Source organism: Embleya sp. NPDC020886 (assembly GCF_044333915.1).
GTDB lineage: Bacteria > Actinomycetota > Actinomycetes > Streptomycetales > Streptomycetaceae > Embleya.
In genome coordinates this window covers 44,956-64,199 of record NZ_JBIRRX010000007.1, presented here as the reverse complement: position 1 = coordinate 64,199, position 19,244 = coordinate 44,956, and the positions used below count along the sequence as shown (strand labels likewise).

The following is a 19,244-nucleotide window of genomic DNA, read 5'->3' as shown; positions in this document are numbered from 1 at the left end:
GGCTCGGTCCGGCGGCCCCGACGGCGGGTCGGTGCGGGTCGGTGCGATGCGCCGCACCGATACCCGTAGTACCCGAGAGCCACTCGACGGGTGAGCCCCCTGGCGGGATGTCCGCGGCCGGGGACCGCGCCTAGCGTCGGTGCCGAAGGCGCGCACGAGGCCCGCCCGGACGGCGGAGGTGCGGCGTGCCTAGAGTTGATCTTGTGCGAAGGGAGGGCGGGGGCCGGATCAGGACGGCGGTGGGCGCGCTCGTGCGCACCCTGCGCGCCGACCTGTGGACGGGCGCTCCCGACCCGCTGCCGCGCCGTTGGCGGGACTGGCAACCCGCGTCCGCGGTGTTGTTGGTGTTCCTGGCGGTCCCGGCCGCGGTGGTCAACATCAACCAACTCGTCTGGCAGTACGGCCTGAGCCAGTCGGCCGGCATCCTGCTCGGCGGCGCCCCGTCGGTGGCGATCGTGGTCGCGATGTTCCGGCCGGTGCAGGCGTGGTGGGCGGTGACCGCGGCGATGGTCGTCGTCGCGCTGGCGGCGAACCCGGACACCCCGCAGCTGTACCCGTGGACCGGGACCGGGATCGCGCTGCACGCCGCTGCGGTGTTCATGGTCGCGCTGCGGGCCCGGCCGCGCGTCACGTTCGAGGTGCTGGCGATCAGCCTGCTGATCGGGACACTGCTGCACGTCACCTTCTTCGCCCCTATGCGCAGGTTCGACCTGGAATCGGCCGCGGTGACGCTGACCATCGCGGCGGTGGTCGGTGCCTCGCTGCGCGGCCGGCGGCAGGCCCGGACCGCGTTGGTGGTCCAGTCCGAACTCACCGCCGAGGAGCGGGCCCGGCGTACCCTCCTGGAGGAACGCACCCGGATCGCCCGCGAGTTGCACGACGTGGTCGCGCACCACATGTCGGTGATCTCGATCCAGGCCCAGGTCGCGCCGCATCTGGTGGACAATCCCTCCGAGGCGCTCAAGGAAAACCTGGTCGGCATCCGGGCGAACGCGGTCGACGCGCTCACCGAGCTGCGCCGGGTGCTGGGTGTGCTGCGCTCCGAGAACGACCTGTCCGAGGCCGTCCGGCACGCCCCACAGCCCACCCTGGATCGGCTGGACGAGCTGGTCGCCAACGTGCGCGGCGCCGGTCTGGAGGTGGACACCCGGATCACCGGCGAGCGGCGGGCGCTGCCGCCCGGGGTCGAGCTGTCCGCGTTCCGGATCGTGCAGGAGGCGCTCAGCAACGTGTTGCGGCACGCGCCGGGAGCGGCGATTCGGGTGGAGCTGGGTTATCAGGCGACCGGCTTGGCGATCCGGGTCGCCAACACCGCGAGCGAGCCGCTCGATTCGTCCGCCCCGTCGACTCCGCCGGGCGGCGGGCACGGGATGCTCGGAATGCGCGAGCGGGTCGCCATGCTGGGGGGCGATTTCGCCGGCGGGCCGATCCCCGACGGCGGTTACGAGGTCGTGGCCAGACTGCCTTTGGGGGGCGATTCGTGAGCATCAAGGTGTTGATCGCCGACGACCAGATGATGGTCCGGCAGGGCTTCACCGTCCTGCTGAACGCGGAGCCCGACATCGAGGTGGTCGGGCAGGCCGTCGACGGCCTCGACGCGGTCGGGCAGGTGGCCGAACTCGCCCCCGACGTGGTGCTGATGGACATCCGGATGCCTCGGCTGGGCGGCATCGAGGCCACCGGGCGGATCACCGGATCCGCCGGCACGGCGACCAAGGTGCTCGTGCTGACCACGTTCGATCTGGACGAGTACGTGTACGAGGCGCTGCGCGCGGGCGCGTCCGGCTTCCTCCTCAAGGACGCCTCGGCCGAGGAACTCGCGCACGCGGTACGGGTGGTGGCCGCCGGGGACGCGCTGCTCGCGCCGAACCTGACCAAGCGCCTGATCGGCGAGTTCTCCCGTCTGGCCGGTGCGCCGCGGGTCCCGCTCAAGGACCGCGTCGGCGACCTCACCGAACGCGAGACCGAAGTGTTGTCGCTGATCGCCCAGGGCCTGTCCAACGCCGAGATCGCGGCCCGCCTGGTGGTGGCCGAGCAGACGGTGAAGACCCACGTCGGTCGCATCCTGGTCAAGCTGGGCCTGCGCGACCGGACCCAGGCCGCGGTGTACGCCTACGAGACCGGGCTGATCCGGCCGGCGGGCTACTGATCGGCGGCGCGGCCTGTCGGTCGGGGTGGTTAGCGTGTTCGGCGGTGGGGTTGAGCCACCGTCGATTCGACCATCCCGATGGAGGTTTGCCATGTTTCGCCAGGGCGACATCCTGCTGCAACCGATCAAGGCACAGACCGTGCCCACCGGCGTCGAGGCGCTGCCGACCAAACCCCGGGACGCCCGCGGCCGACTCGTGCTGGCGCTCGGCGAGGCCACCGGGCACGCCCACGCGGTGGTCGGCAGTGGCACGCTGTACCTGGCCCCGGAACCGATGTTGATCGGCCACCTGCACCTGGACGAGGCCACCCGCATCGTGCACGAGGAACACGCCACGATCGACCTGCCGAAGGGCTGGTACCGAGTGGTCCGCCAACGCGAGTACATCCCGGGCGCGGTCCGGATGGTGGCGGACTAGATCCGGTCCGGCACGTCCGCCGACGCGCCTTCGGGCCCGGGCTCTTTCCGGCTCGCCGGCTCGAACGCGGGCTCGGGATCGGGTCGGAGCCGACATTCACCGCAGCCGGGTCGGAGCCGGTGGAACCATGGTCTCCGCGCTCGACACACCCCGACGCGCCGAGCCGATCCGGTGGGCGACGATCATCCGACGCGTCGAACCGACCGGTCCGGCCCGAGCTTTCGCCGCCGACCGGGCGCAACCGCACACCACGGGAGACACGATGGCCACGCCGCCCCGCAAGCTGCCCGGGATCGCGCTGCCGCGCAAGGCCCTCGCCCCGCGCCCGCCAAACCCGCCCGCGCCGCCCGCCAATCCGGCGGCGGCGGCCTGGGCGGCGCTGCGGGCACGCGAGGAACGGGCCGCGCGCGAGGCCGAGTCCGCGGCGCGGGCCACTCCCCCGCTCGACGAGGGACCGCACGAGCCGCCACAGCCGAGCCCCCACCGGGCACGGCGCACCCCGCTGCACGCGCCGACCCGGGCCGCCGAGCCCGCGGGGGCGACCGGGCCGACCACCCACGACGCCCGGGCCGCCGCCGACCGCGCCCGGCCGACCCCGCAACACGCGCCGGTCGTCGGCCGGCCGCGACCCGCCCCTCGGCCGGTGCTCGGCCTCGCGGATCGGCTCGCCCTGGCCGAGGCCACCACCGACTGGGCGCACGTCGCCGCCGCCACCGGTCCCGCCGATCGGCCCGCCGCCGAGGAGGCCATCCGGGCCGTGTATCGGGCCGCCGGGTTGTCCGAGCCGGAGCGGGTGGTCTGGTACGACTCGCCCCTCGCGGCGGCGGTGGCCGCGACCGTGGCGGCGGGCACTTGCAAGCCCGCCGACCTGGCCGCCACCCGGCTGTCGGTCAAGGTGCCCGGGCGACCGGGCCGACCCGTGCAGGAACGGCTCTGGAGCGGCCCCTGGACGGCCGCCAAGGCCCAGGCCACCGCGGTGCTGGGGGCGGGCGGCTGGGAGCTCGCCTGGGCCGAGGGCGCCGACCGGCTGTGGGAGCCCACCCGGCAGCTCACCGAGCGCATCCGCGAGGCGGTGCACTCCGGCGTCGGCGCGTGGGACCCCTCGGTGCGCACCCCCGCCTCGCGCGGCCGCTGGGACATCGCGGACAAGGTCCGCGCGACCACGCACAGCGCGCTGGGCGGCCAACACGACGCGGCCTGGCTCGCGGTCTTCGACGGACTCAAGGAGCGCTTCCCCGAGTTCGACTTCCCGGTCCTGGCCGAACTCGCCGAGGTGGCCCGGCACGTCGGCTGGTGGTGGCCGTACGAGCGGGTCGTGCTGGTCAGCGAACGGCCCACCACGATGCATCGCGACGACCAGTCGCGGCTGCACAACGGCGACGGCCCCGCGCTGACCTACGCCGACGGCTTCGCGCTGCACGCGTGGCGCGGCATGCCGGTGCCGGCCGATTTCGTCGGCGGTCTCGGCCCCGGCGGCAGCCGGCTGACCGTACGCGCGATCCACAACGAGGACAACGCCGAGCTGCGCCGGGTGATGCTGGAGATCTACGGCTACGACCGCTACCTGCGCGAGGTCGGTGCCCAGCCGTTGGATCGGGACGAGACCGGCGTGTTGTGGGAGATCGAACTCGACGACGACGAACCGATCATGATGGTCGAGGTGCTCAACTCCACGCCCGAACCGGACGGCAGCACCCGCACCTACTGGCTGCGCGTGCCGCCGGACACCGAGACCGCCCGCGAGGGTGTGGCCTGGACGTTCGGCCTGAGCCCGGAGGAATACCGCCCGTCGCACGAGACCTGACGCCCGGTCACCGATCCGGTCGGCGCCCCGCCGGGCCTCAGTGCGGGATCGCCTGCCTCGGCCGGGTGAACGCCAACTCGTCGCGAAACTCGTCGATGCGCCGCGCGACGTCCCAGATGCTCTCGGTGCCCTCCAGCCGCGACAGGTACAACGAGCGTTCGGCCAGGCCGACCAGGTCGACGGTGAAGTACACGCTCATCAGCGGATTGATGAACAGCTCGCTGTTTCCGGTGCGTTCGGTGAAGTGCGCGTCGCCGAACCGCCCGTGCAGGGCCGAGGCGACCGAGCCCTGCACGATGCTCGGCCGCTGCGGGGTGCGCCGGTTCGCGTACGCCACCGCGTCCAGGTACAGCGCTCCCTCCCGCGATTCGCGCGGAATCGACAACGCGCCGAGGTAGTGCCCCTCCCGGGTAAGCGCCGCCAGGTTCTCCAACACCTGCGCGTGGCAGATGCCGTGGTAGGAGTCGATGCCGAAGCCGAGCGAGACGACCAGCCGGGTCGGCACCCGCACACCCGCCACCGCGGCGAGGCTGGTCATGTCCTCCTCCGGGGTGCCCAACGACGCCTCGTCGCCGCGCATCAGGATGTCGGTGCCGCCGTCCACGAGCACGATCGCGTCCACGTCGAGGTCCTTGACCAACCGCCGATACGCGGCCCGCAGCGGCTTGACCCCGGTCTTCCCGAACGCGTAGACGGTGTCGGCGAAACCGTTGCGCCCGAGCCAGCTCGCCAGCGTGCGCTCCGGGAAGTAGTCGTCGTTGCCCGACGTGTCCGGTCGCACCGCGGCGAGTCCGGGCAACAGCCGACTCGCCGACGGCAGCCGATCCACGGTCACGAACGACAGGTTCGCGTAGTGCACCCGCTTGCCCTGCTCGGCCAGCGCGAGCCCCAGCGGCAGTCCGGAGAACACGTCGAAACCACCCCCCGCCCCCGCGATCAACACGGAACGGGCGTCCCGCAGACGGGCGAAGACCGGAGGTTCGGCAAGGGTGAACACGCGCGGACGGTATCAAGGCACCCGGGCCGTACGCCAAGGCAATTGCCGATCCTCAGGTCGAACCCGGCGCCGCCGCCCGGTACTCGTCGATCAGCAGCCGCTTGTACAACTTCCCGGTCGGATGCCGAGGCAACTCGGCGCGGAAGTCCACCGATCGCGGGCACTTGTAGTGCGCGATCCGGGCCCGGCAGTAGGCGATCAGCTCGCGGGCCAACTCCGGCCCCGGCGTCGCGCCTTCGGCCGGTTGCACGACCGCCTTGACCTGTTCGCCCAGTTCCGCGTCCGGGACGCCGAACACCGCGACGTCGGCGATCGCGGGATGCAGCGCGAGCAGGTTCTCCACCTCCTGCGGATAGATGTTCACCCCACCGCTGATCACCATGTGCGATTGGCGATCCGTCAGATACAGGTAGCCGTCCGCGTCCAGGTGCCCGATGTCGCCGAGGGTGGTCCAGCCCCGGCCCGCCGGATCGCGGCCGGCCTCGGTCTTGTCCGGGTCGCCGTGGTACGAGAACTGCGGCCCGTCGGCGAAGTAGACCAGACCGTCCTCGCCCACCGGCAGTTCCCGCCCCGCACCGTCGCAGATGTGCGGCGTGCCCAGGATCGCCCGCCCGACCGTGCCCCGGTGCGCGAGCCACTCACGGGGCCCGCAGCCGACGTAGCCGTTGCCCTCGGTGCCGGCGTAGTACTCGTGCAATACCGGTCCCCACCAGTCCAGCATGCGTTCCTTGACCTCGGGCGGACACGGCGCGGCGGCGTGCACCGCGTAGCGCAGCGAGGACAGGTCGTAGCGTTCGCGCGTGTCGGCCGGCAGCTTGAGCATCCGCACGAACATCGTCGGCACCCACTGGCTGTGCGTCACCCGATACCGCTCGATCGCGGCCAGCGCAGCCTCCGGGTCGAAACGCTCCAGGACCACCACGGTGTGCCCGGCGCGCAGGAACTGCATGCAGTAGCGCAGCGGCGCCGCGTGGTAGAGCGGCGCGGGACACAGGTAGACGTCGCCGCCCTCGCCCGAGGTGTCCATCCCGTACAGCGCGCCGATCAGGCGGAACAGGGTCAGCGCCGGCCCGGTGCCCAGCGGGTGCTCCTCGCGTTTGGGCAGTACCCCCTTGGGGCGACCGGTGGTGCCGGACGAGTAGAGCATGTCCGCGCCCTCGAACCGGCTCGCGAGCGGCGTGCTCGGGCAGGTGCGGACCGCGACCTCGTACGGTTCGAAGCCGGGCACCGCGCCGTCCAGCATCAGCCACCGCTCCACCCGGGGCGCCCGGTCGCGGATGGCGCCCGCGAGTTCGGCCTGCGCGGCCGAGGTGACGAACACCCGTGCCCCGCAGTTGTCCACGACATAGGCCAGCTCGTCCGGATGCAGTCGTACGCCCACCGGCGTGTAGATCAGACCCGAGCACTGCGCGGCCCAGGTGAGCGCGAGGTAGAGCGGGTGGTTCTCCAGCGCGATCGCGACGTGGTCCCCCGGGCGCAGCCCGGCGTCGTACAGCAGGTGGGCGAAGCGGTTGCACTCCGCGTCCAGTTCGGCGTAGCCGACGACCCGGCCGGTGCCGGCCATGATCACGGCGGGGCGGTGCGGGTGCGCGGCGGCGGTGACACCGGGATGCATGGGCGATCCTCGTCTCGGTGCGACGGCGTCCCGCTCCCGAGCCGGGCGCGGGCCCTGGGCTTCCGTTCGGATGGCGCCGCAGAAGTCTCGCACCGTACCGGGCCGTATTGAAGGGATCGGCCGGGTCGCCCGCCCACCCGCCGCCGGGGTCTCAGTGCAGCGGTCGCCCGCCCGAGAAGGCCGGCCCGCGCACCTCGCCGCCCGGTCCGGTCGCCAGTTCGCGCCCCAGCCACTCGAACGCGCCCGGCAGGCCCCTGGCCCAGGTACCGAAGTTGTGGCCGCCGGACGACTCTATCTGCACCTTCACGCTGTCCGTCGGCCGCAGTTTGCGGGCGAACTCACGGGCCTCGCGGACCGTCTTGCCCTCGCCCTTGGCCGCGAACAGGTACATCCGCACCGGCGGCCTGCGCACGTCGTCGACGGTGTGCAGCGGGCTGTTGGCCCGGCGCAGCGCGTCGTCGCCGCGGTACAGATCGCCGGTGGTCACGTCGGTGATCGCCTTGAAGTAGCCGGAGAGGCTGGCCGCGGCGGTGTAGCGGTCGGGGTGGCGCAGCGCCAGGTTGACCGAGCAGAAGCCGCCCGTGGAGTAGCCCAGCAGGCCCCATCCGGCCGGCGCGGGCGCGGTGCGGAAGTTGGCCGCTATGGCGTCCGGTACGTCCTGGCCGAGGTAGGTGTCGGCGCGGGCACCGCCGGGGGCGTCCACACACTCGCTGTCCCGGCCCGCGATCGGGTTCTGCGCCGCGATCACCACGATGGTCGGCGGCATCTTGCCCGTTTCCATCAGCCCGGCGAGCATCTGGTGCACCTTCATCCGGCGCAGCCAGGTGTCGGGGGTGCCGGGGAAGCCGGAGGTGAGCTGGATGACCGGGAAGCGGGCGCGAGCGTTCTCCGCGTTGAAGTAGGCGGCGGGCAGGTAGACGAAGGTGTCCAGCTTGTAGCCGGTGCGGGCACCCTGGATGGAGGTGTTGACCAGCACGCCGTGTTTGGGGTCCGCGCCGGACCGTCGCGGCTTGGGGGTTCGGGGCTGGTCGGTCAGCGGGGGTTTGGTGACCATGAACGGCAGCCCCTTGCCGTGGTCGTCGGAGAACGGCACGGCCGGCCTTGGGTCGAGGTGCTTGACCTTGACGGTGGACACCGACACGTCCGGCACCGGCGGCCCGTCCGCGATGTGCATCAGGTCGGACAGGGTCGAGTAGAAGTACATCTGCGCGTTGACCGCGGCCAGGATGGTGAAGGTGACCATGAGCTGGGTGAACAGCAGCGTGCAGATCCGGCGGGTGCGCTGGAGCGTGGGGCGGTTCCAGAACCAGATGGTGGCGAAGGCGGTGCCTGCCGTGGCCAGCGCCATGCCTATGACGAACCACATGCTCGTGATGTCCACGTCCCAGAAGGGACGCCCCGCCAACATCTGATCCACGCTTCCACTGCCTTCTTCGCCGAGCCCGACCGATGACACCGGTCCCGGCCGACACCCGACACAGTCGCGCCGGGAGCGGAGCAGCCTGCCTCTCCATCTTCTGCCCGGCCGCGTGCTGCCGCGTCGATCCCGAGTCCCGAACCGGGTCATTCACAAGTCGCACGCAAGTACGCCGGGTCCTCCGCAGTCGTAGCGCGGACCGGTACACACGGGGGTGTCGATCAGTACGAGCGCGGCAGTCCGAGGGTGTGTTGCGCCACGTGATTGAGGATCATCTCCCGGCTGACCGGCGCGATCCGCAACGCGCGGGCCATGCCCCACAGGGGTACCAGGCCGTAGTCGCGGCTCATGCCGTTGCCGCCGTGGGTCTGGATGGCGGCGTCCACCGCGTGGATGGCCGCCTCGGCGGCGGCGTACTTGGCCATGTTGGCGGCCTCTCCGGCGGCCTTGACCATCGCTTCGCCCGCGTCGTGCAGCCAGGCGGCGCGGGCCGTCATCAGCGCGGCCGACTCGACCTCGACGGCGGCCTCGGCGAGCGGGTGGGCGATCGCCTGGTGGGTGCCGATCGGGCGGCCCCACACCTCGCGGGTACGGGCGTAGTCGGCGGCGCGGGCGAGCGCGTGGCGGGCGATGCCGACTCCCAGTGCCGCACCGGTCACCCGTTCCGGGTTCAGGCCGTGGAAGACCTGGCGCAGTCCGTCGCCCTCGGTGCCGATCAGTCGGTCGGGGGCGACCGGTACGTCGTCGAAGAAGAGGGTGAACTGCCGCTCGGGTGCGGAGCCCTCGATCGCCAGCGGGGTCGCGGTCAGGCGCGGGTGGGCGGCGTCGACCAGGAACAGCGAGAGCCGGGCGCGGCCGGATTCGGGGTCGGTGCCGGTCCGGGCGACCACCAGGATCGCGTCGGCCTCGTCGACTCCGGAGATGAACTGCTTGGTGCCGCGCACCGACCAGCCGTCGCCGACGCGGGTCGCGGTGGTGGCCAGGCGGTGGGTGTTGGAGCCGGCGTCCGGTTCGGTGATCGCGAACACGATCTTGCCGGTGCCCGCGGCCAGGCGGGGCAGCCAGGTGCGCTTTTGCCCGGCGGTGCCGAACCGGGTGAGCACCTCGCCGGCGATCGCACTGGAGACCAGGAGCAACAGCAGCGGGCAGCCGTGTGCGGCGACCTCTTCGCAGACGATCGCCAGTTCGACCAGGCCGCCGCCTCCGCCGCCGTACTCCTCGGGCAGATTGACGCCGATGTAGCCGTGTTTGCCCAGGGCCTGCCACAGTTCGGTGGTGGGTCGGCGGTCGCGGCTGTGCTCGGCGAAGTAGCCGGGGCCGAATCCGTCGGTGATCGCGCCCACCGCGGCGCGCAGGGCCCGGTGTTCGTCGCTCTCTCGGAAGTCCATGGCTCACCCGTCCAACAGCGTCGTGGGGATGTCGGTGTGTCGGGACCGGATGTACTCGGCCAGGCCCTTCGCCTGTGGATCCGGGCGGGTGGTGGCGGCGACGCCCTCGCCGAGCAGGCCGACGATCACGAAGTTGATCGCGCGCAGGTTCGCCAGCACATACCGCTGGATGGGCAACTCGGTTGCTTCGGGCAACAGTTCGCGTAGTCGATCGACCGTCAGATGCCCGCGCAGCCAGCGGAAGCCGGCATCGCTGCGGGCCCACAGACCCAGGTTGGCGTCGCCGCCCTTGTCGCCGGAGCGGGCGCCGCAGACCAGTCCGAGCGGCGCCCGGCGGGTCGGTCCCGGGTGGCGGACCGGTGGTTCGGCCGGCGGGGTGGCGGCGGGCAGCGGCGCGGTGTGTTCGGGCGGCGCGATCGCCCGCGAGGTGCCGTCGGGCAGCACCACGGTGTGCTCGACCTCGGCGACCGGGATCCACCCGGCCCGAAAGACGCCGTAGGCGGTCTCGGTGGTGGGCGGGGTGGTGGTGTGAAAGCCCGGGTAGCCGGCCAGCGCGAGTTCGACGACCGCGCCGGAGAAGGCGCGGCCGACCTTGGTCGGGTCGGGGTCCTTGACGGTGACCCGCAGGTGCGCGGTGGCCTGCTCGTTGGTCGGCGCGTCGGGTCGGTCGTAGCGCAGCAGCCGTACGTCGACCTCGGCGAACCGGTCCCGGCCGCCGAGCGTGTCGAAGAGCATGCGTTCGGCGTGCGCGGCCTTGGCCTCGATGTCCAGGCCGGTCAGCACCATGGTCATGGTGTTGCGGTAGCCGCCGAGTTCGTTGACGGCGACCTTGAGGGTGGGCGGCGGCGGCAGTCCGCGCACGCCGCGGATGCGCACCCGGTCCGGACCTGCCGGGCCGAGCGTGATGGTGTCGAAGCGGGCCACCGCGTCGGGGTTGGCGTAGGCGGGTCCGGCGATCTCGTACAGCAGTTGCGCGGTGACCGTGCCGATCGACACCAGGCCGCCGGTGCCCGGGTGTTTGGTGATCACCGAGGAACCGTCGGCGGCCAGCTCCGCGATCGGGAAGCCGGGGCGGCGGGTGTCCAGCGCGAAGTCGTGGCTGCGGCCCGGCCGTTGCAGGCGTGGGAGGTCGCCGAAGAACGGGTAGTTGCCGCCGGTGGCCTGCGGGCCGCATTCGATCACGTGGCCCGCGACGACGGCGCCGGCGAGCCGGTCGTGGTCCGTGCGCCGCCAGCCGTGCCACCAGGCGGCGGGGCCGACCACCAGGGAGGCGTCGGTCACCCGCGGGCAGACCACGATGTCGGCGCCCCGGGCGAGGGCTTCGGCGATGCCCCAGCCGCCGAGGTAGGCATTCGCGGTCACCGCGCGCGGTCCCGCGTCGATCCGGTCCAGTACGTCGTCGCCGCTCACGTAGGCGATCCGCGGGGCCAGGCCCAGGCGTTCCGCGCTCGCCCGCAGGCGTTCGGCCAGGCCCGCCGGGTTGAGCCCGCCGGCGTTGGAGACGATCCGGATGCCCCGGTCCAGGCAGGTGCCCATCACCTGTTCCATCTGGGTGACGAAGGTGCGCGCGTAGCCGGCGTCGGGGTCCTTGTTCCGGGCCTTCCACAGGATGGACATGGTCAGTTCGGCCAGGTAGTCGCCGGTGAGCACGTCGATCGGGCCGCCTTCGACCATCTCGCGTGCGGCGGCCGGTCGATCGCCGTAGAAACCGGAGCAGTTCGCGATCCGGACCGGGCGGCGGGCCGGCGTCCCGTCGGTCGAGGCGCTCATCGCGCGGCCTCCGCGTGAGTCTCGGCGTCGGCGTCGGGGGCCACGATCGCCAACACCGTGCCGGCGTCCACCGGTTCGCCCGGACGCACGGTCAGTCGGCCGACAACGCCCGCGTGCGGTGCGAGCACCTCGTGTTCCATTTTCATCGCCTCGACGGCCAGGACGAGTTGTCCGGCCACGACGTGTTGGCCCTCTTCGACCGCGACCCGGACCACCGTGCCGGGCATCGCGGCCGACAGCGAACCGACGGGCTCCCGAACGGGTTCGGCCGGTTCCGGCAGTCGCGGCAGCTCGGTCAGCTCGCTCGCGCCCAGCGGGCTGTCCAGGTGGATCGTGTCGCCGACCCGGTGCACCGAGACGGTGCGCCGCACCCCGTCCGCGGTCAGGTCCACCCGATCCGCGTGTGCGGCGTGAACGACCAGACCGGGCAACGGCTTTCCGTCGATCGCGACCTGGTCGGGGAGACGATAGGTGACCACCGTGCGGCCGTCGGTGTCGTGCGCGTAGGTCACCTGCTGGTCGGCGCTGCGGACGTTGCGCCAGCCGCTCGGAATGCCGCCCAACACGCGGGCCGCCGCCCGCCGTTCGGCCTGTCCGGCCAGGGCCGCGGCGGCGGCGTGGATCGCCGCCGCCGCCGGGTCGGGGGCGCACAGTTCGGCCGGCGGATGTCGATCCAGGAAGCCGGTGTCCGCGTCTCCGGCGGTGAACTCGGGCGAGCGCAGGATGCCCACGAGCAGGTCGCGGTTGGTGCGCACGCCGTGCAGTCGGGCCCGGGCGAGCGCGTGGGCGAGCTTGCGGCAGGCCTCGTCGCGGGTCGGCGCGTACGCGATCACCTTGGCCAGCAGCGCGTCGTAGTGCGGGCCGATCCGGCTCCCTTCGGCCACGCCGGCGTCCACCCGGATGCCGTCCCGCTCGGCCAGTTCGAAGCGGTGCAGCGTGCCGACCGAGGGGGCGTAGCCGCGGCCGGGGTCCTCCGCGTACAGCCGGGCCTCGATGGCGTGGCCGGCGGCGACCGGTTCGGCGGGCAGCGGGTGGCCCTGGGCGACCAGGAGTTGCAGCCGGACCAGGTCCAGGCCGGTGGTCAGTTCGGTGACCGGGTGCTCGACCTGGAGTCGGGTGTTGACCTCCAGGAGGTGGAACGCGCCGGCCCGGTCGAGCACGAACTCCACGGTGCCCGCGCCGACATAGCCGATCGCCCGACCGGCGGTCACCGCCGCCGCGCACAACCGGGCCCGCAGCGCCGGGTCGACGGCCGGGGAGGGGCTCTCCTCGATCAGCTTCTGATGCCGGCGCTGGATCGAGCAGTCCCGCTCGAAGAGCGCGAGCACCGTGCCGTGGGTGTCGCCGAAGATCTGCACCTCGACGTGTCGGGGGCGCTCCACCAGACGCTCCAGGAAGACGGTGTCGTCGCCGAACGCGGCGCCCGCCTCGCGCCGGGCGCCGGCCACCGCCTCGGCCAGCGCGCCCGGTTCGCGCACCACCCGCATGCCACGGCCGCCGCCGCCGAAGGCGGCCTTGACCAGCAGCGGGAAGCCGATCCGGGCGGCGAGTTCGCGCGCGTCGCCGTCCTCGCGAACGATCCCGCCGGGCAACACCGGCACACCCGCCGCGCCGAGCAGTTCCTTCGCGGCGAGCTTGTCGCCCATCGCGGCGATGGTCTGCGCCGCGGGCCCCACGAAGACGAGTCCGGCGGCCTCGACCCGGCGGGCGAAGTCGGCGTTCTCGGACAGGAATCCGTAGCCCGGGTGCACCGCGTCGGCGCCGGTGCTCCGGGCCGCCTCGATCAGCAGGTCGGCGCGCAGGTAGGTGTCCGCGGCGGTTTCGCCGGGCAGCCGGACCGCCTGATCGGCCGCCGCGACATGGGGCGAGTCGGTGTCCGGATCGGCGTACACGGCCACCGTGTCGATGCCCATCGTGTGTGCGGTGCGGGCGATCCGGACCGCGATCTCGCCGCGGTTGGCGATCAACAGCCTGCGGATGAACGGCATACGATCCCCTCGGTGTGCGGTTTCCGGGCGGCGGGGCGGCTGGGGTGCCTTGGGTGTCCCGGCGCCGGGTGGGCGAGGCGGCCGGGGTGCCTTCGGTGTGCTGCCGCCTGGTGGGCGGGTCGGCTGGGGTGCCCTCGGCCGGCGTCACATGCGGAAGACCCCGTAGCCGGTGGTGCCCGCGACCGGTGCCGAGTGCGCCGCGGACAGCGCGATGCCGAGCACCGTGCGGGTGTCGCGCGGATCGATCACGCCGTCGTCGTAGAGCCGCGCGGTGACGAAGAACGCGTGCGACTCGCGCTCGATCTGCGCCTCGATCGCACTCCGGCGCAGTTCGTCCACCTCCTCGTCGAAGGCGATCCCGCGCGCCGCGGCGGCCTGTCGGCCGACGATGGACAACACGCCGGCCAGTTGCGCCGCACCCATCACGGCGAGCTTCGCGGTCGGCCAGGCGAACAACAGCCGGGGGTCGAAGGCGCGGCCCGACATGCCGTAGTTGCCGGCGCCGAAGGACGCGCCGATGTTCAGGGTCAGGTGCGGCACGGTCGAGTTGGTCACCGCGTTGATCATCTTGGCGCCGTCCTTGACGATGCCGCCCTGTTCGTACGCGGTGCCCACCATGTAGCCGGTGGTGTTCTGCAGGAACAGCAGCGGGGTGTGCGAGCGGTTCGCCAACTGGATGAACTCGGCGGCCTTGCGCGACTCCTCGCCGAACAACACGCCGCGCGCGTTGGCCAACACCCCCACCGGGAAGCCGTGCACCGAGGCCCATCCGGTGACCAGGCTGGTCCCGTAGCCGGGCTTGTACTCGCCGAACCGCGAACCGTCCACCACCCGGGCCAGCACCTCGCGGGGATCGAACGGCACGCGCAGGTCGGCGGAGACCAGGCCGAGCACCTCGTCGATGTCGTACAGCGGCTCGTCCGCCGGGTGGGTCGGCCCGGGGCCGTGCTTGTGCCAGTTCAGCTCGGCCACGATCCGCCGACCGATCCGCAGGCAGTCGTATTCGTCCACGGCGTAGTGGTCGGCCAGCCCGGACACCCGGGCGTGCATCGCGGCGCCGCCCAGTTCCTCGTCGTCGGCCTCCTCGCCGGTGGCCATCCGCACCAGCGGTGGGCCGCCGAGGAACACCTTGGCCTGCCCCGCCACGAGCACCGAGTGGTCGCACAGGCCGGGGATGTAGGCGCCGCCCGCGGTCGAGTTGCCGAACACCAGCGCGATGGTGGGGATGCCCAGCGCGGACAGCTCGGTCAGGTCGTGGAAGACCCGACCGCCCGGCACGAACAGCTCGGCCTGGGTGGGCAGATCGGCACCGCCGGACTCGACCAGGCTGATCACCGGCAGGCGGTTGCGGCGGGCGATCTCCAGGGCGCGCAGGTTCTTGCGCAGTGCGTACGGGTTGAGCGAACCGCCGCGCACGGTCGGGTCGTTGGCGATCAGTACGCACTCGACGCCGGAGACCGGGCCGATGCCGGTGACCAGGCCCGCGCCGACGGTGAACTCGGTGCCCCACGCGGCGAGCGAGGAAAGTTCGAGGAAGGGCGCGTCCCGGTCGAGCAGCAGCTCGATGCGCTGACGGGCGGTCAATCGGCCGCGCGCCAGGTGCCGTTCGACGTAGCGCTCGCCGCCGCCGGCGCGGGCCAGGTCGAGTTGTTCGTGCAGCGCCGCGAGCGCGGCGAGTTGCGCGGTGCGGTTGTCCCGGTAGATGTCCGACCGGGGATCGAGCCGGGAACGAAGAACGGGCACGAGCACGCCTCCTCACCTGTCGAACATGACGGGGCATGTCGACGGCAGCTTCCGGATGTTAACGGCCGGTAGCTTGGCTGCGGAAGGGTTGCGGGGCGCGGAAGGGGTGCGGGGCCGGGCGTTCGCCGGATGCTCGGGGGGTGCGGAGGGGCGTGGCGGGCGCGGGTGGGCCATTCGAGTGCTCCGGGCGGGGCGGGGCGGGCGGTGGGCATCGCTCCGGTACCCCTTTGGCCGGGAAAACACGACATCGACGCGGCCCGGGAGTGGCGGGGCCGCGTCGATGTGGGTGGGGTCGGGTCAGCCGTGGTGGCCGTGGTGGCTGTCGTGGTTCTGGTGGCTGTCGTGGTTCTGGTGGCCTTGGTGCCCCGCGTGCCCCGCGTGCGGGTCGGCCGGGGCGGCGGGCTTGCCGGCCTCGACGGTGAACTCGGCGGTTCGCACCACGCCCCCATGCTTGAAGTCGAGGAAGAACCGGTAGGTGCCGACGCTGGGCAGCTCGGTGTGGAAGGCGATCTCCGGGCCGGCCGGGGTCACTCCGTCGCCGGGCGCGCCGCCGGGGTGCACGTGCAGGTAGGCCAGGTCGCCCTCGCGCAGCACCACGAGGTGGCCGAACGCGGCGAGGTAGGGCTCCAGGTCGGTGACGGGCCGACCGTCCCGGGCGACCGAGAGGGTGATGTGCGCGCCCTGCCCGGCGGCCGGCTCCCCCGCCAGGGTCACCGTGTAGCCGTCCACCTCCGCGGTCGGCGCCGGCGCGGGCAACGGCACCGGCCGGAAGTCGCCGGCGACCTGGACGTCGACGCCGAGGGTGAGCGGGGTGCCGGTCGCGGCCGGGGCGAAGTCGGTGAAGACCCGATAGGTGCCGGCCCGGTCGAGGGTCAACTCCTGGGTCCACACGCCGTCCTCGCCGAGTACCGGGTGTACGTGGCGGAAGCCGCTCAGGTCGCGCCGCACCACGATCAGGTGCAGGTCCTTGTCGTGCTGCGGTAGGTATTCGCGCACCGGGGCTCCGTCGGGGCCGTCGATGCGGAACGCGAAGGTGCCGGCGGGCGCGGCGACCGGGACCAGCGTGTAGCCGTCGCGCGAGACCTGGAGACCCTCGGGGGTGTCGGCGGCGGCGGTGTGGTGGGCGTGGACGGTCATGGCGATCTCCCGTGCGTCGTGCGATCCGGCCGAGCGGGCCCGGTCGGACCACTCGCGGTGGCCTTGGTGGCGGCCACAACGAAAAGTTATACCCCAGGGGGGTATCAGGCAAGTGCAAGTGCCGGGCGCGCCGGGTGGCGGGGGTCACTTGACGGCTAACGCCGTTAGCCGGATGATGGACACAGAGCAGCTAACAGCGTTAGCTCATCGAGTCTCGGGAGAACTGATGACCATCACCACCGCGCGGACGACGACCGCTTCGACCGGGCAGGTCGCGCCCGGCGCGCCGGGTACGCCCGACGCACCGGGTACGCCGAGCAGGCGCACGCTCGCCGCCGGGGTCGGCCACGCCGCCGTGTGGGTCGCCGGGCTCACCGTCGCGGCAGGGGCCACGCCGGAGCTTGGTGATTCGGCCGCCGAGGTCACCTCGGCCTATGTGGGCGACGCCGGCCGGGCCATCGCCCAGTCCGTGCTGGTGCACGGGCTCGCGGCCGGCGCGTTGGCCGTCCTCGGTATCGCCTTGCTGCGTCGGGCGGGCGGGGATCGGGGAGCCCGCTTCGCCGGTTGGGCCGGGACGACCGCCGCCGGACTGGCCGTGCTCCAACTCGTGCTCGAACTGGTCGCGATCGGCCGGGCGGACACGGCCGATCCGGGCCGCGCGGGTGGGCTGTTCGACCTGGTCCAACGCATCGACGGCGTCAAGATGTTCGCCCTCGCCGCGCTCGCGGTGGGAGCCGTGGCGGCCCGTCGGGTCGTACCGCTGCGCCGCTGGGAATCGTTCACCGGGTACGCGCTGGCCGCCGCGATCGTCGGCTCGGGCCTCGGTTACCTGCTCCTGAACACCGCGCTCGGCGGATTGGCCCTGCTCTCCCTGCCGCTGCTGCTGGTGTGGGTCCTCGCGCTGGGCCACGCGCTGAGCCGGCGACCCGGTCGACGCTGAAGGAAAAACCGGATTCGCATCGCACCCGCCGTATCGGATACTTCGGAATCGAACGGTGCCACGATCATCATCACGGGGAAGCGGGGATCGGCGGGATGCGTACGTTGCTGATGGGGGTGGTCGGCTCGACCGCCTACGGACTGGCCACGCCGGAGTCGGACGAGGACCTGCTCGGGGTGTACATCGCCGATTCGCGGGAGGTCCTGGGGTTGAACGGCGCCAACGCGACGAGCAGTTCCAAGGTGACCACCAAGCCCGATGTGACGATGCACGAACTGGGCAAGTACTGCGGCCTGGCGCTCAAGTGCAACCCGACGGTGACCGAGCTGCTCTGGCTCCCCGAGTACCGCGTCGAGACCGAGGCCGGCCGCCGACTCCGGGCCCTGCGCGGCGCGTTCCTGTCCACGGAGTACGTACGGTCGGCCTACGGCGGCTACGCCGTCCAGCAGGCCAAGCGGCTACAGGGCCGGCACGAGGCGGGCAAGGCCGGCTTCTCCGCCGACACGGCCAAGCGCACCGCCAAACACGGCCGGCACTGCCTGCGCCTGCTGCTTCAGGGCCAACAACTCCTACGCACCGGCGAGTTGCTTCTCGACGTGAGCGCCCACCGCGAAGACCTCTTCGCCGTCGGCCGACTGGCCGCCGAAAACCCCGAAGCCTTCGCCCAACGCTTCGAACGCGAAAAGGCCACCCTCGACGCCATCGACTCGGCCCTCCCCGACCACCCCGACCGCGAAGCCATCGACACCCTGGTCGTCGACCTCCGCCTGGCCGCCCTCACGGGCTGAACCCGACGGCGCCCCCTCCCCAAATCCCGGGAAGGCGCGACAATCCCACGCCCTGTCAGGCGCCGAGCGTGGCCGTCAAGGGCAAGCCACGACGTTGGATCACTCCGGAACCGATGATCCGGGGTGCGGGGTGGTTGGGTCGAAACCATGAGAAGGCGACGACGAGTTGTGGGCGGTCGACAGCGCCGCTCGGCATCCGGCAGAGTGGCCGTCCGTGACGAGCAGTGAACTGTGGACCCGTGCCACCGCCGACCGCTACGACGCCGAGGAGACCGAAGCGTCCTCGGCTGCCGTTCTCGGGCCGACTCTCGCCTTCCTCGCCGAGCTCGCCGGAGACGGCCGGGCACTGGAGTTCGCCATCGGAACCGGGCGAGTGGGAGTCCCGCTCCGGGAACGCGGCGTGCCGGTAGTGGGCATCGAACTGTCCGAGCACATGGCAGCGGTGCTACGACGCAAGATCGACGAGGACACACTCCCGGTAGTCATCGGGGACATGGCCACCACTGTCGTTCCCGGTGAGTTCACCCTGGTCTACCTCGTCTACAACACCATCACGAACCTGCTCACTCAGGACGAGCAGGTCGAGTGCTTCCGCAACGCCGCACGGCATCTGGAGCCCGGCGGCCGATTCGTCATCGAGCTGGGTGTGCCGCCGCTGCGGTTCCTGCCACCCGGCCAGGTCGCGGTGCCGTTCGATGTCTCCGAGCAGCATCTCGGCTTCGACACCTTCGACCTGGTCGAGCAGATTCTCGTCTCGCACCACTTCACCCGCGACGGCGACGACGGCTGCTACCGCCGCGACAACTCCCGGCACCGGTACGCCTGGCCGGCAGAGCTCGACCTGATGGCACGGATCGCCGGGCTCGAACTGGAACGTCGCGTCGCGGACTGGGACGAGGCTCCGTTCACCCAGGACTCCGCGAAGCACATCTCCGTGTGGCGCAAGCCGGCCTGAGGTCGGCCACCGGGCTGTCGGGGGTGACGTCGTTGCGGTAGCCGTCGAGGGCCGCCCGGGAGAAGCCCAGGGCGTTCGCGCCGCGAAGCCTGGCCGGAAGGACCTCGTGCAGCCGGGACCGGACTCCAGCCTCGG

Annotated in this window: 15 protein-coding genes; 7 read left to right on the top strand and 8 right to left on the bottom strand. The window is 72.3% G+C overall.

The annotated features are described in order from the left end of the window. The first annotated feature begins 203 nt into the window (after positions 1-203). The 4 genes from ACH4U8_RS24360 to ACH4U8_RS24345 all read left to right on the top strand — a co-directional run bounded on the left by ACH4U8_RS24360 (position 204) and on the right by ACH4U8_RS24345 (position 4,371). Positions 204-1,484: a sensor histidine kinase gene (locus tag ACH4U8_RS24360; RefSeq protein ID WP_395780156.1), complete on the top strand. Its 1,281-nt coding sequence runs from the start codon at positions 204-206 to the stop codon at positions 1,482-1,484. After that, positions 1,481-2,149: a response regulator transcription factor gene (locus tag ACH4U8_RS24355; protein ID WP_360314791.1), complete on the top strand. Its 669-nt coding sequence runs from the start codon at positions 1,481-1,483 to the stop codon at positions 2,147-2,149. Before ACH4U8_RS24360 ends, ACH4U8_RS24355 begins: the two co-directional genes overlap by 4 nt. A gap of 91 nt (positions 2,150-2,240) precedes the next feature. After that, positions 2,241-2,567 carry a hypothetical protein gene (locus ACH4U8_RS24350; protein WP_360314789.1) on the top strand — a complete coding sequence of 109 codons (327 nt, stop codon included), beginning with the start codon at positions 2,241-2,243 and terminating at the stop codon, positions 2,565-2,567. A 262-nt stretch (positions 2,568-2,829) separates the two neighbouring features. Beyond that, entirely contained in the window at positions 2,830-4,371 is a 1,542-nt protein-coding gene (locus ACH4U8_RS24345) for a DUF6745 domain-containing protein (RefSeq protein ID WP_395780154.1), read from the top strand. A gap of 37 nt (positions 4,372-4,408) precedes the next feature. On the opposite strand, the gene ACH4U8_RS24340 is transcribed toward ACH4U8_RS24345, so the two are convergent. The 8 genes from ACH4U8_RS24340 to ACH4U8_RS24305 all read right to left on the bottom strand — a co-directional run bounded on the left by ACH4U8_RS24340 (position 4,409) and on the right by ACH4U8_RS24305 (position 16,426). Beyond that, entirely contained in the window at positions 4,409-5,368 is a 960-nt protein-coding gene (locus tag ACH4U8_RS24340) for a DUF1152 domain-containing protein (protein ID WP_360314785.1), read from the bottom strand. Between the two features lie 52 nt (positions 5,369-5,420). Further along, complete coding sequence (locus tag ACH4U8_RS24335) at positions 5,421-6,983, bottom strand: AMP-binding protein (protein WP_395780152.1); 1,563 nt, start codon at positions 6,981-6,983, stop codon at positions 5,421-5,423. Between the two features lie 151 nt (positions 6,984-7,134). Next, positions 7,135-8,391 (bottom strand): alpha/beta hydrolase, encoded by a 1,257-nt coding sequence (locus ACH4U8_RS24330; RefSeq protein WP_395780545.1) that lies wholly within the window; start codon positions 8,389-8,391, stop codon positions 7,135-7,137. A gap of 230 nt (positions 8,392-8,621) precedes the next feature. Further along, positions 8,622-9,788, bottom strand: a complete 1,167-nt coding sequence (locus ACH4U8_RS24325) for an acyl-CoA dehydrogenase family protein (protein ID WP_360314781.1) — start codon at positions 9,786-9,788, stop codon at positions 8,622-8,624. 3 nt (positions 9,789-9,791) lie between these two features. Then, positions 9,792-11,558 (bottom strand): acyclic terpene utilization AtuA family protein, encoded by a 1,767-nt coding sequence (locus ACH4U8_RS24320; RefSeq protein ID WP_395780150.1) that lies wholly within the window; start codon positions 11,556-11,558, stop codon positions 9,792-9,794. Next, the gene (locus ACH4U8_RS24315) at positions 11,555-13,546 is read right to left on the bottom strand and encodes an acetyl/propionyl/methylcrotonyl-CoA carboxylase subunit alpha (protein ID WP_395780148.1); all 1,992 of its coding nucleotides are present in this window, start codon (positions 13,544-13,546) and stop codon (positions 11,555-11,557) included. The genes ACH4U8_RS24320 and ACH4U8_RS24315 overlap by 4 nt, the downstream gene beginning before the upstream one ends. Positions 13,547-13,690: 144 nt before the next feature. Beyond that, complete coding sequence (locus ACH4U8_RS24310; RefSeq protein WP_379992162.1) at positions 13,691-15,289, bottom strand: acyl-CoA carboxylase subunit beta; 1,599 nt, start codon at positions 15,287-15,289, stop codon at positions 13,691-13,693. 297 nt (positions 15,290-15,586) lie between these two features. After that, positions 15,587-16,426, bottom strand: a complete 840-nt coding sequence (locus ACH4U8_RS24305; RefSeq protein WP_395780146.1) for a hypothetical protein — start codon at positions 16,424-16,426, stop codon at positions 15,587-15,589. A gap of 226 nt (positions 16,427-16,652) precedes the next feature. On the opposite strand from ACH4U8_RS24305, the gene ACH4U8_RS24300 reads away from it, so the two are divergent. The 3 genes from ACH4U8_RS24300 (at position 16,653) to ACH4U8_RS24290 (ending at position 19,109) form a co-directional block, all read left to right on the top strand. Continuing rightward, positions 16,653-17,366, top strand: coding sequence for a hypothetical protein (locus ACH4U8_RS24300; RefSeq protein ID WP_395780144.1), 714 nt, complete (start codon positions 16,653-16,655; stop codon positions 17,364-17,366). Between the two features lie 95 nt (positions 17,367-17,461). Continuing rightward, positions 17,462-18,154, top strand: coding sequence for a DNA polymerase beta superfamily protein (locus tag ACH4U8_RS24295; RefSeq protein WP_360314770.1), 693 nt, complete (start codon positions 17,462-17,464; stop codon positions 18,152-18,154). Positions 18,155-18,368: 214 nt separating this feature from the next. Next, entirely contained in the window at positions 18,369-19,109 is a 741-nt protein-coding gene (locus tag ACH4U8_RS24290; RefSeq protein ID WP_360314768.1) for a class I SAM-dependent methyltransferase, read from the top strand. The last annotated feature ends 135 nt before the right edge of the window (positions 19,110-19,244 follow it).

Excerpts from the sequence above, each read along its gene's own strand:
- ACH4U8_RS24350 (WP_360314789.1), top strand. The coding sequence starts at position 2,241 with ATGTTTCGCCAGGGCGACATCCTGCTGCAACCGATCAAGGCACAGACC.
- ACH4U8_RS24345 (WP_395780154.1), top strand. The coding sequence starts at position 2,830 with ATGGCCACGCCGCCCCGCAAGCTGCCCGGGATCGCGCTGCCGCGCAAG.
- ACH4U8_RS24335 (WP_395780152.1), bottom strand. The coding sequence starts at position 6,983 with ATGCATCCCGGTGTCACCGCCGCCGCGCACCCGCACCGCCCCGCCGTG.
- ACH4U8_RS24330 (WP_395780545.1), bottom strand. The coding sequence starts at position 8,391 with ATGTTGGCGGGGCGTCCCTTCTGGGACGTGGACATCACGAGCATGTGG.
- ACH4U8_RS24325 (WP_360314781.1), bottom strand. The coding sequence starts at position 9,788 with ATGGACTTCCGAGAGAGCGACGAACACCGGGCCCTGCGCGCCGCGGTG.
- ACH4U8_RS24320 (WP_395780150.1), bottom strand. The coding sequence starts at position 11,558 with ATGAGCGCCTCGACCGACGGGACGCCGGCCCGCCGCCCGGTCCGGATC.
- ACH4U8_RS24315 (WP_395780148.1), bottom strand. The coding sequence starts at position 13,546 with ATGCCGTTCATCCGCAGGCTGTTGATCGCCAACCGCGGCGAGATCGCG.
- ACH4U8_RS24305 (WP_395780146.1), bottom strand. The coding sequence starts at position 16,426 with ATGACCGTCCACGCCCACCACACCGCCGCCGCCGACACCCCCGAGGGT.
- ACH4U8_RS24300 (WP_395780144.1), top strand. The coding sequence starts at position 16,653 with ATGACCATCACCACCGCGCGGACGACGACCGCTTCGACCGGGCAGGTC.
- ACH4U8_RS24295 (WP_360314770.1), top strand. The coding sequence starts at position 17,462 with ATGCGTACGTTGCTGATGGGGGTGGTCGGCTCGACCGCCTACGGACTG.